Annotated in this window: 16 protein-coding genes; all 16 read left to right on the plus strand. The window is 65.5% G+C overall.

Annotated features, from left to right (window positions below; genetic code table 11):
* Positions 1 to 3 precede the first annotated feature (3 nt).
* The gene (locus tag AC1PLS_RS07765; RefSeq protein ID WP_104605336.1) at positions 4 to 498 is read left to right on the plus strand and encodes a terminase small subunit; all 495 of its coding nucleotides are present in this window, start codon (positions 4 to 6) and stop codon (positions 496 to 498) included.
* Complete coding sequence (gene terL / locus AC1PLS_RS07770; RefSeq protein WP_481104345.1) at positions 413 to 1,981, plus strand: phage terminase large subunit; 1,569 nt, start codon at positions 413 to 415, stop codon at positions 1,979 to 1,981. The genes AC1PLS_RS07765 and terL overlap by 86 nt, the downstream gene beginning before the upstream one ends.
* Positions 1,981 to 3,351: a DUF1073 domain-containing protein gene (locus AC1PLS_RS07775; RefSeq protein ID WP_481104346.1), complete on the plus strand. Its 1,371-nt coding sequence runs from the start codon at positions 1,981 to 1,983 to the stop codon at positions 3,349 to 3,351. Before terL ends, AC1PLS_RS07775 begins: the two co-directional genes overlap by 1 nt.
* A 3-nt stretch (positions 3,352 to 3,354) precedes the next feature.
* A complete protein-coding gene (locus AC1PLS_RS07780) occupies positions 3,355 to 4,449 on the plus strand; it encodes a DUF2213 domain-containing protein (RefSeq protein WP_481104347.1) in 1,095 nt (364 codons plus the stop codon).
* 3 nt (positions 4,450 to 4,452) lie between these two features.
* On the plus strand, positions 4,453 to 4,893 hold the full coding sequence (locus AC1PLS_RS07785; RefSeq protein WP_481104348.1) for a structural cement protein Gp24: 441 nt from the start codon (positions 4,453 to 4,455) through the stop codon (positions 4,891 to 4,893).
* A 13-nt stretch (positions 4,894 to 4,906) separates the two neighbouring features.
* Complete coding sequence (locus AC1PLS_RS07790) at positions 4,907 to 5,836, plus strand: DUF2184 domain-containing protein (protein ID WP_481104349.1); 930 nt, start codon at positions 4,907 to 4,909, stop codon at positions 5,834 to 5,836.
* A gap of 48 nt (positions 5,837 to 5,884) precedes the next feature.
* Positions 5,885 to 6,415, plus strand: a complete 531-nt coding sequence (locus AC1PLS_RS07795) for a hypothetical protein (protein WP_104647333.1) — start codon at positions 5,885 to 5,887, stop codon at positions 6,413 to 6,415.
* Between the two features lie 2 nt (positions 6,416 to 6,417).
* Entirely contained in the window at positions 6,418 to 6,930 is a 513-nt protein-coding gene (locus tag AC1PLS_RS07800; protein WP_481104350.1) for a DnaT-like ssDNA-binding protein, read from the plus strand.
* Entirely contained in the window at positions 6,930 to 7,289 is a 360-nt protein-coding gene (locus AC1PLS_RS07805) for a hypothetical protein (RefSeq protein ID WP_481104351.1), read from the plus strand. The genes AC1PLS_RS07800 and AC1PLS_RS07805 overlap by 1 nt, the downstream gene beginning before the upstream one ends.
* Positions 7,289 to 8,386 (plus strand): phage minor head protein, encoded by a 1,098-nt coding sequence (locus AC1PLS_RS07810; RefSeq protein ID WP_481104352.1) that lies wholly within the window; start codon positions 7,289 to 7,291, stop codon positions 8,384 to 8,386. The genes AC1PLS_RS07805 and AC1PLS_RS07810 overlap by 1 nt, the downstream gene beginning before the upstream one ends.
* Entirely contained in the window at positions 8,367 to 8,792 is a 426-nt protein-coding gene (locus AC1PLS_RS07815; protein ID WP_481104353.1) for a hypothetical protein, read from the plus strand. The genes AC1PLS_RS07810 and AC1PLS_RS07815 overlap by 20 nt, the downstream gene beginning before the upstream one ends.
* Entirely contained in the window at positions 8,789 to 9,190 is a 402-nt protein-coding gene (locus AC1PLS_RS07820; RefSeq protein WP_481104354.1) for a phage tail terminator-like protein, read from the plus strand. The genes AC1PLS_RS07815 and AC1PLS_RS07820 overlap by 4 nt, the downstream gene beginning before the upstream one ends.
* 44 nt (positions 9,191 to 9,234) lie before the next feature.
* Positions 9,235 to 9,666: a hypothetical protein gene (locus tag AC1PLS_RS07825; RefSeq protein ID WP_481104355.1), complete on the plus strand. Its 432-nt coding sequence runs from the start codon at positions 9,235 to 9,237 to the stop codon at positions 9,664 to 9,666.
* Positions 9,667 to 9,759: 93 nt separating this feature from the next.
* Positions 9,760 to 10,227, plus strand: a complete 468-nt coding sequence (locus AC1PLS_RS07830) for a hypothetical protein (RefSeq protein ID WP_047124396.1) — start codon at positions 9,760 to 9,762, stop codon at positions 10,225 to 10,227.
* 96 nt (positions 10,228 to 10,323) lie between these two features.
* Positions 10,324 to 10,716 (plus strand): hypothetical protein, encoded by a 393-nt coding sequence (locus AC1PLS_RS07835; RefSeq protein WP_481104356.1) that lies wholly within the window; start codon positions 10,324 to 10,326, stop codon positions 10,714 to 10,716.
* A 28-nt stretch (positions 10,717 to 10,744) separates the two neighbouring features.
* Positions 10,745 to 11,059, plus strand: coding sequence for a phage tail assembly chaperone (locus AC1PLS_RS07840; protein ID WP_065031480.1), 315 nt, complete (start codon positions 10,745 to 10,747; stop codon positions 11,057 to 11,059).

Raw genomic sequence — 11,059 nt, forward strand, 5'->3', positions numbered from 1 at the left:
CCCATGCCCAAGAAGAAACCCAAGCCCAAGGCGCGTGCAGCGCCCGGGCTGACCCAGAAGCAGCAGCGCTTCGTGGTCGAGTACCTGAAGGACCAGAACGCAACCCAGGCGGCCATCCGCGCCGGGTACAGCGAGAAGACCGCCAGGAGTGTCGGGTCGGAGAACCTGACCAAACCCGACATCGCCGCCGCCATCCAGAAGGCGCAGGCCAAGGTCGCCCAGCAGGCAGCCGTGACCGTGCATTCCCTGGCTGCAGAGCTGGAGGAAGCCCGGGGCATTGCCCAGGGAGAGAAGCAGGCGTCCGCGATGGTCGCCGCCACCATGGGCAAGGCAAAGCTGTACGGCCTCGCCGTCGAGCGCCACCGCCATTCCGGTGCCATCGGCACCTACGACCTGAGCAATGTGTCCGACGATGACCTCGATCGCCTTGAATCGATCCTCGGTCCGCTTGCCGTCGCTGGCGGAGATCCGAGCGGAGAGGGCCAGGCGGGAGGCTGAGCGGGAGCGCCTGCGCATTGCTGAGGATGTCGAAGGCATCCGGGCGCGGTCGCAGTCGCTGGAGGGATTCATCCGCGAGCACTGGCACGTGCTTGAACCGACCCGGCCGCTCAAGATCGGCTGGGCACTGCGGGCGATGTGCCTGCACCTGGAGGCGGTCACAGAGGGGCGCATCCAGTTCCTGCTGATCACCGTGCCGCCGGGCATGATGAAGTCGCTGGTGCTGGTGTTCTGGACTGCCTGGGAGTGGGGTCCATGCGGCCGCGCCGACCTGCAGACGCTGGCCACCTCCTACAGCCAGCCGAACGTCCTGCGCGACAACCTGAAGCTGCGGCGCCTCATCGAGAGCGACCAGTACCAAGCGGCGTGGCCGCTGAAGCTGCGCGGCGACCAGAACGCCAAGGGCAAGTTCGAGAACACCGGCAACGGCTTCAGTGAGGCCAGACCCTTCAGCTCGATGACGGGCGGACGCGGCGACCGGGTCAAGGTCGACGATCCGCACTCAACCGAAACAGCCGAGAGCGACGCCGAGCGCAAGACCGCCGTCCGTATCTTCCGCGAGGGCATCACCGACCGCCTCAACGACATCACGTCGTCGGCCATGGTCATCATCATGCAGCGCCTGCACCAGCAGGACATTGCAGCGGTGGCGATGGAGCTGGACCTGGGCTTCGTCCACCTCAACCTCCCGATGGAGTTCGAGGAGGAGCGGACGGACAAGGACGGCAAGAAGACCGGCGGTCCGTGCCGCACTTACGTCGACGGCAAGCTGTTCTTCGAGGATCCGCGCACCCAAGAGGGTGAGCTGCTGTTTCCGGAGCGCTTCCCCCGCGCCGAGATCGAACGGCTGAAGCGCGCCAAAGGCACCTACGCGTATGCCGGCCAGTACCAGCAGCGGCCAACACCGCGCGATGGTGGCTCGTTCAAGCGGGATTGGTTTGAGGTCGTGGAAGCGGCACCGGCCATCTCGACCGCGCGCAAGGTTCGGCGCTGGGACTTTGCCGCCACGGATCCGAAGGAGAAGACCAGCAGCGATCCCGACTACTCGGTCGGCCTGCTGCTGGGCGAGGCTGGCGGAATCTACTACGTGCTCGACGTGGTGCGCGACCAGGTGTCGCCCGCCGGCGTGGAGCGGATGCTGACGAACACCGCGCGGCAGGACGGCAGAACGATCAAGGTGCGCATCCCGCAGGATCCTGGCGCCGCCGGCAAGTCCAACGCCGCGCACCAGATCAAGCTGCTGGCCGGCTGGGACATCAAGGCCGCGATCGAGTCCGGATCGAAGGAGGTCCGAGCAACACCGGTGGAGGCGCAGGCCGAGGCCGGGAACATCAAGTTGGTGAATGGCCCCTGGGTGGCCGCCTTCCTCGACGAGATCGCCGAATTCCCCAACGCCAAACACGACGACCAGGTCGACGCGCTCTCTGGCGCGTTCGCTGAGCTGGTCACAGGCAGCACCTACAACCTTGGAAACGCACTCTGATGGGCAAGCTCGCACAACTCAAGGACGGGCTGGTCAATCTCGTGGCCAACCTGGGCACCTCCCGCGACAAGGCGGTGCACAGCCACTACGCGCTCGCGCCGCTGAGCGACATTGATGCCAGCAACGCCTACCGCGGCACGTGGCTCGCTCGCAAGATCATCGACATCCCTGCGCTCGACAGCTGCCGCAACTGGCGGACGTGGAATGCCGATCAGAACCAGATCAGCGCCCTCGAGGCGGAGGAGAAGCGGCTGGGGCTGCAGGTGAAGCTGCTGGAGGCGCACACCAAGGCGCGGCTGTTTGGTGGCGCAGCGATCTACATCGCTACAGGCGACACAGACCCCAGTAGGCCGCTGGATCCGACGCGCGTGAGGAAGGAGGGCATCAAGCACCTCAACGTGCTGACCAAGCGTGTGCTAAGCGCAGGCGAGCAAGATCGCGATGCTGAGTCGCCAACCTACGGGCAGCCTGCGTTCTACACGCTTACCTCAGCACGAGCGGGCCAGGTCGAGATTCATCCCTCGCGGCTGGTCATCCTGCACGGTGCACATCGACCGGATCCTGATATCGATCACGGTGACGGCTGGGGCGACTCGGTACTGATGGCGGTGAGCGACTCGGTAAAGCGTGCAGACAACACGAGCGCCAACATCGACAGCCTGGTGTTCGAGGCGAAGGTCGATGTGCTGAACATCCCGAATCTCATGTCGCAGCTGGCAGATCCTGCGTATGAGGCGCAGCTGCTCCAGCGCCTGCAGCTCGCGGCGATGGCTAAGGGCATCAACGGCATGCTGGTGCTGGATGGGGAGGAGACCTACACGCAGAAGTCGGCGTCCTTCAGTGGATTGGTCGATGTGATGCTGGCCTTCCTGCAGCAGGTGTCGGGCGCGGCGGATATCCCGTTGACGCGTCTGCTGGGGCAGTCGCCTGGCGGTCTGAACAGCACCGGCGACAACGACATCCGGAACTACTACGACCGCATCAAGGCAAGCCAGGAGCTGATCTACACGCCGGCCATGTCGGTGCTGGATGAGTGCCTGATCTACTCGGCGCTCGGCAGCCGACCGAAGGACGTGTTCTACAGCTGGCGCAGCCTGTGGCAGACCAGCGACACCGAGCGCGCCACCAACGGCAAGACCACGGCCGACACTATCAAGACCCTCGCCGACACCAAGCTGATTCCCGACGAGGTGCTGGCCGAGGTGGCCGTGAACATGCTGACCGAGGCGGGCGTAGCGCCTGGCCTGGAATCGGCGATGGACGATTTCACCAAGGCGAACCCTGACTGGCAGGAAGACCAGGAAGACGACGAGCGCGCGGCGCTAGCTGCTGCTGGCCAGTCCAAGCAGCCGGACGTCAACGAGGAGTAACCCATGTTTCTGACTGATCGAGTCTCGGTGACGGCGCCACGCCGCACCGCAGACGGCTACCTCGTGGCCGATGCAAAGGTGGCCCGCACCGGCATCCAGGAGTACCTGGGCTCGGAGGTCGGCAAGCCGGAGATGCCGATCGTGCGGCTGTACCGGCCACCCAAGGAGGTCTTCTCCGACGCAACTCTGCGCAGCTTCGCGCACCGGCCCATGACCAACGACCACCCGCCGGTGATGGTCGACGCGAGCAACTGGAAGCAGTACGCCGTCGGCCAGACCGGCGACGAGGTGCGGCACGACGACAAGTTCGTGCGCGTGCCGCTGGTGCTCATGGACAAGGCGGCCATCGCCGACTGGGAGGCCGGCAAGGTCGAGCTGTCGCAGGGCTACACCGCAGAGATCGTCTTCGAGGATGGCGTGACGCCCGAAGGCGAACCGTACGACGCCGTGCAACGAAACATCCGCAACAACCATCTCGCGCTAGTCGACCGGGCGCGCGGTGGTGAACACCTTCGTATCGGCGACGACAACCATCAGAGGAACACTTCAATGCCTGACATCAAGACCCGGACCGTCCTGGTCGATGGGCTGTCCGTCGAGACCACCGACGCCGGCGCCCAGGCCATCGACAAGCTGCTGCGCCAGCTCTCCGACTCCAACGCAGTTGCCGCGCGCCAGGCGACCGACCACACCGCAGCCCTCGCGCTGAAGGATGCCGAGATCGCCAAGCGCGACGCCGCCATCGACGACCTGAAAGGCAAGGTGCTGGATGCCGCCGCTCTGGATGCGCGCGTGCAGGCGCGTGGCGATCTCTTGGCTGCGGCCAAGGCAATCCACGACACCGACTACAGCGGCAAGAGCGATGCGGATGTTCGCAAGGCTGCTGTCATCGGCAATCTCGGCGACGCCGCCATCGCCGGCAAGGGCGACGCATACATCGAGGCGCGCTTCGACATTCTGGCCGATAGCTGTAAGCCCAAAGATCCCGTTGTGCAGGCGCTGAAGGACGGCGCCGGATTTCGCACCGTCGTGCAGGACAACGGCTACGCCGCGTCCGTCGCCGGCCTCGATTACCGCACCAAGAACCAGGGGGCCTAAGCCATGGCACTGCAAACCAACTACCCGGACATCCAGCCTGCAGCCACGCGCGGCATGCAGGCCACGATGATCCCGTCCACCATCATCTCTCGCACTGTCGAGGACGTCGCCGGCCTCGCGTTCGGCCTGGCCGTGGCACAGGGCGGGACGGACAAGGGCATCGTCACGTTCGGTGGCGCCAACCTGAAGTTCGTCGGCATCACGCTGCTGGATCGCTCGGCCACGGGCCTGGACCTGTTCCCGCAGCGTGCATCGGCGCGCGTCATCACCAAGGGCGACATCTGGGTGACCGCCTCGGTCGCCGTCGCCGCCGGCGATCCGGTGTACCTCACCGCAGCCGGCGCGTTCACCAACGTCGCCACCAACAACACCGCCATCACCGGCGCCCGCTGGGACACCAGCACCACCGCGGCAGCCCAGCTGGCCGTCGTCCGTCTCGGCTAAGGAGCTCAGCCACATGCGTGCACATCCACTCTTCGACGCCCAGGTAGTCATGGGCTTCGTGGTCTCGCAGACCACCATCATCGAGCCCGGCGTTTACCGCACCGTCTACCCGGATATCCAGTACCGCGACCTGATCCCGGTCGATACGTCCGGCAGCGAGTTCGCCACGTCGGTCACCTACTACTCGCAAGACCAGTACGGCAAGGCTGACTGGATCAACGGCAACGCCGACGATATCCCGAAGGCCGGCACCAACCGCTCGCAGTTCCAGACCGGCGTGCACACCGCTGGTATCGGCTACGGCTACGGCTGGGAAGAAATCGGCCGCGCACAGCTGCTCGGTATCAACCTGCCCAACGAGGACGCAGCCGTCGCGCGTCGTGCATCCGAGGATATGGTCGACCGCGTCGCGCTGTTTGGCGACGCCAGCAAGGGGTTCAGCGGCCTGTTCAACGCAGCAGGTGTCACTCCGGTAGCGGCACCCACTGGCGACTGGCCCAACGCCTCTCCCGACGAGATTGTCGGCGACATGAACCAGGCGCTGTTGAATGTGTTCAATGGCACGAACACCGCAGCGATCGCAGATCGACTGTTGCTTCCCTGGTTGCGCTACCTGCTGATCGCCACTCGCAAGATGAGCGACAACAGCGACATGACCATCCTGCAATGGTTCTTGGCGAACAACGTTTACACCGTGCAGACAGGGCAGCCACTGACCGTGCGCGGCCAGCGCGGCCTGGACACTGCAGGTGTCGGCGGCGTGCCCCGCATGGTCGCGTACCGCTACGACGCCAACGTGCTGAAGCTGCACATGCCGATGCCGCACCGCTTCCTGCCCGCGTGGCAGTCCGGCCCGTTGCGCTGGGACATCCCGGGCGTGATGCGCCTGGGGGGCCTGGACGTGCGCCTCCCGAAGCAGGTCGTCTACGTCGACGGCATCTGATCCACAAAGGCCCCGCGCGTCCCCGGCGGGGCCACACCGGAGCTTGCAATGAAGATCAGCAATAACCACAAGACGCCGCTGGCGTTGCCGGACGGCACCGAGATCATTCCCGGCTCGCCGGCCATCGTGCCCAACTGGCAGGCCATCAAGAAAAACGCCGTCGTGCAGGCGTGGCTCGCCGCGAGCATCCTCACCGAGTCGGAGGACGACACCGCGCCGTTCCTGCTCGGCACGTTCAATCTGCCCGACAGCATCCTGCTCATCGAAGGCGGCGACAGCGTCACGCGCGACGACGTCGTGCAGCACGCGTTCAAGGCCTCGGCGCTGTCGCTGGAGGACTGGAATTCGCTGGACGAGGTGGACCGCGAGGCACGTATCAGCGCATCGCTCGACGCGCTGAAGGCCGAAGCCGCTGCTGCCGCGCAGGCGGTGATCGACGCGAAGGCCGCCGACGATCAGAAGAAGGTCGATCTGATCGCCAAGCTGGAAGCCGGCGGCATCAAGCACGACAAGCGCTGGGGCTTGGAGAAACTGCAGGCCGCGCTGGACGACGCCGAGAAGCCCAAGACCGGGAGCTGACCATGTACGGCACGCTGGAAGGAGCAGACGCGTATCACCTGGTCCGTGGCAACGCGGCATGGGCCGCAGGCAGTGAGGAGGCCCGCAGGGCGTCCCTGGTGCGCGGTACCGACTACATCGACGGCCGGTACCGGGTGCTGCTGTCTTCGGGCCGGTGGCAGTCGATGTTCCCCGGCGTGCGTACCCAGGGGCGGGGCCAGCCGAACGAATGGCCCCGCACAGGCGCAGTCGATTACGACGGCAACCCAATCGCCGCCGACGCAGTGCCGATCGAGGTGGAGCACGCGGCGTACGAAGCAGCGCTGCGCGAGCTGATCGAGCCCGGCAGCCTATCGCCGGACTACGTCGCGAGCGCGCAGGTCACGCGCGAGAAGGTTGGCCCGATCGAAGTCTCATACGGTGCCAGCACCGCTGCAGGCAGCACGCCGAACCGTCCGGTCATTCCGGGCATCGACGAGATCCTGGCGCCGCTGCTGCGTCGCCCGATGGTAATGCCAGCCGTGAGGGTGGTCTGATGGCCGCAGCGCTCTATGCACGACTGGAAGCGACCGCTCGCAGGCTGATCGATGGCTACGGATACGCCACACAGCTGGAGCGCGACGGCGCCATCACCGGGCCGCCGCACAACCCGCAGCAGGGGCCGCCGACGCGGCACGACTGCAAGGTGGTGGAAGTCGATTACAGCCTGACCAACCGCGACGCCACGCTGGTGCTGCAGGGGGACAAGCTGGGGCTGATCTCCACCGATGTCGCCATCGAGCCGACGAAGGACGACAGGATCCTGCTCGGCGGCGTGCTGCATCGCTTCATTGACCTGCAGCCGCTTTCACCGGGCGGGCAGATCCTCCTTTTCGAATTTCACGCGAGACGCTAATGGCCGCAACGACTTCCCGCCAACTTGAACAGCTGGCGGCGAAGCTGGAGCCGGCCATCGCGCGCGCCTTCCTCAAGGCGATATCCGAGGTCACCAGTCAGGCAGGCGTGCAGCTCATCGCGGACCTGCTGCAGGCCGGACGGATCGACGACGTGCTCACCGTCATGGGGCTGGACGAGCCGCGCTTTGCGGATCTGGGCGAAGCGCTGCGCAACGCCTACGCGGCAGGCGGACAGCAGGGTATGTCGGAAATGCCAAAGATTCGGCTCAGCCTGGATCCGATCATCACCAGCAGCTACAAGCCAAGGCAGGACGTGCGTTCGCCCGCGCTGCGCCCGAGCTTCGACCTGCGCAACCCCACCGCCGAGGCCTGGCTGCGCGACAAGTCCAGCAGCCTCATCACCGGCATCGTCAACGACCAGCGCACGCTGATCCGCAACGTGCTGGAGAGCGGCATGGTCGCTGGCCGCAATCCGCGTCAGAGCGCGCTGGACATCGTGGGGCGCGTAGGAGACACGGGCCGGCGCACCGGGGGCGTGCTGGGCCTGACATCGCAGCAGGGCCAGTTCGTGCAGAGCATGCGCGGGGAGCTGGCCAGCGGTGACCCGAAGGAGATGGCGAAGTACTTTGGCCGTAAGCGCCGCGACAAGCGCCTCGACGGCATCGTCAAGCGGGCCATCGCCGCCGGCAAGCCGGTATCGCAGGCGGACATCGACAAGATCGCTGGACGCTACGCCGACCGGCTGCTGCAGCTGCGTGGCGAGATGATTGCGCGCACCGAGTCGATCGGCAGCTTGAGCGCTGGACGCGAGGAGGCGTATCGGCAGCAGATCGAATCCGGCGCGCTGTCGGCAGACAACGTCATCGGCACGTGGTCGGACACTGGCGACCAGCGCACCAGGCACACGCACAAAGCCATGAACGGGCAGCGGCGCGCCTTCGGCGAGCCATTCCAGTCGCCCAGCGGCGCACTGATGAATTACCCGGGCGACACGAGCCTCGGCGCTGGCCCGAAGGAGATCGTCGGCTGTCGCTGCATGAAGCAGTACCGGATCGACATGACAGCGGAGGTGCTACGTGGCAAGCAAGTTCGGTAACCAGGTCCGTGCATTCGCCGAGAAGGCCAAGCAGCGGCAGGAGGCCATCTTTCGCGAGTCGGCGCAGGCGGTGATGGACCAGGCGAACACGCCGGAGGGGCAGGGCGGGAGGATGCCGGTTGATACCGGGTTCCTGCGCAACTCCGCTGCCGCATCCAAAGATGGTCCGGCGTCCTCGGAAAGCGGCGAGCCCGCGCTGGTCTTCGCAGCCCTGCAGCTGGGCGAGGCCGTCTGGGCCGGCTGGACCGCCGCCTATGCGATGCGCATGGAGCATGGATTCAGCGGCAAGGACAGCTTGGGCCGGCAGTACGAGCAGGCCGGCAAGGGCTTCATGCGCGCTGCTGCGCAGAACTGGGACTTCATCGTCAACGAGGTCACCGCGAAGGTGAAGGCACGCATTCCATGAGCGACACCGCGATCTATGACGCCTTCGCCGGCCTGGTTGGCGCCTTCGCCGCGAGTATCGGCCTGCCGTGCTCCTATCCGGGCATTGGTTTCACCCCGCCGACCAGCGGATCCTGGCTCGAGCTGCAGTGGTTCCCCAACCAGACCCAGAATTACGGCATGGAGGACGACGGGCCGTCGCTGATGCAGGGCTTCGGCCAGCTGGCGGCGTGCTACCGGCCAGGCGCCGGCATCATGGTCGGCACGCAGCTCACCGACCAGATCATCGCCGCATTCGGCAAGGGCACCACCTTCGCCGGCATGCGCGTGTACCGCATGCCCTGGACCTCAACCATCATTCAAGACCCGGAGCGGCACATGCATCCGGTGACCATCATGTGGCGGGGCTTCGACGGGTGAGCGCGGTGCTAGGCTTGGCGCTCGAATACCCCCCGAGGTGACAGATGATCAATCTTGATGATTTGCAAGCTGAGCTCGATGGCGTCGGCTTGGGTGACCTGCCAGATGATCTCTCGCCGGGACTGAGAGGGTTGGTTGTCGGCATTCAGGCTGAAATTTACGCTCATCGCTCGCAATTGCCGCGAGCTGCAGCAAGCCTTGAGGGCGTGAAGCGAGCCATCTTTTGGCTGAAGATCGCAGTCGACTCGGCACACTCGAACAAAAAGATTAGAGACAAACTCGGCGTCTTGAATCGGCGGCTGGTACAGGAGCCAGACAACGCGCAATGCAGGTCAGATGTGGCGTTGCTGGAAAAGATGTTCGTGGACTCCAGGGCGTTTGAAAGAGACGTTCTTGAGCAGTCCGCCCTATCCATCAACAGAATGCCGGACGATTTCAGCCTGGATGAAGACGATACCTCGGGCTTCCGGGTGTAAGTCCAGCCAGACAGTCTGCAGAACAGCAGCGCTTTTTTTCCAACCCCGCCCCGTGGCGGGTTTTTTTATGCCCAAAGCGAGGAGATATCAGCAATGGCTGAGGCACAAACCAACAGCGGTTCCAAGCTCTACATCTGCGCCACGCCGAAGAACGAGGATCTGACCCAGACCCAGTTCGCGGCGCTGACCTGGGTGCAGGTCAAGAAGGTCGGCAGCGTGGGCGAGCGCGGTCTGACCACCAACATCGTCACCTACGACACGTGGGACACCGCTGTGGCACTGAAGGGCAAGGGCATCTCGAATGCCGGCGACCCCGAGGTCGAGGTGGCGCGCGTGTTGGACGATCCGGGACAGGTCGCCATGCGTGCCGCCGGCTTGCCGTCGGTCACCGACGCGTACGCCTTCAAGGTCGAGCGCCCGTCCGGCGAAATCGAGTACCTGCGAGGGCTGGTCACCGGCCCCCGCACGCCGGGCGGTCGTAACGAGGACTTCGTGCTGCACGTCTATTCGCTCGCCCTGAACCAGGTGCCGATCGAAGTGCCGGCGCCCGTCACCCCGTAACCGAACAGCGGGGGATAGGGCAGCCGCCTGACACGCCGGATCTGATCCGGCCGGCTTCCCCCGCTTCCTCTCCGGATTGATCGCAAAGGATCACTCATGACCGAATTGACCACCATCGTTGCCGCCGAGCGCGCCATCGACATCAAGCACCCCGCCACCGAGGCTCCTGTGGGCCTGCGCATCACCCTGCTGCCCGATACCCACCCGAATGTGCGCGCGGCCAGCCGCAAGGCGCTGAACGACCGCCTGATGGGCAAGGGCAAGATCACCGCCGAGAAGATGGAGCAGGGCCGCATCGACATGCTGGTTGCTTCTGTGGGCGCCTGGGAATGGCAGGGCGACCTGACCTTCCACGGGGCCAAGCCGCCGCTTTCCGATGAAGCTGTCCGCAAGGTGCTGAAGGAACTGCCGTGGATCGGCGACCAGCTGGAGGTGGAGCTGGGCAACCGCGCGGAGTTTTTTCGCAGCGCTGAAGACGCGGATAGCTGACGCCACGTATCTCACCGTCCGGTACGACATGCCGGACGCGAAGGGCGAGACGCGGCGGCAGCGCAACGCCCGCTTCGACGAACCGGCGCCTGCCGTCGACATGCCAGAAGAAGCCACCCACGTGTGGGACTGGTTCTGGTTGATCTCAGGCCGGCGCCGATCCGGCCCTGAGGCGCTGTCCTACGCCGAACTCGACGCGTGGCAGCGCCTGCTGCTGCGCGATGTGCTCCCCGAAGAGGTGGAGATGCTCATGGCGATGGACGACGCCTACCTGCGTGCCGTGCGCGAAGAACAAGCAGCGGCGCGCGAGCGGCCGCCGGAACCGAGCAACACCTGGAGCTGA

The organism is Xanthomonas sp. NCPPB 3218, from assembly GCF_056725185.1.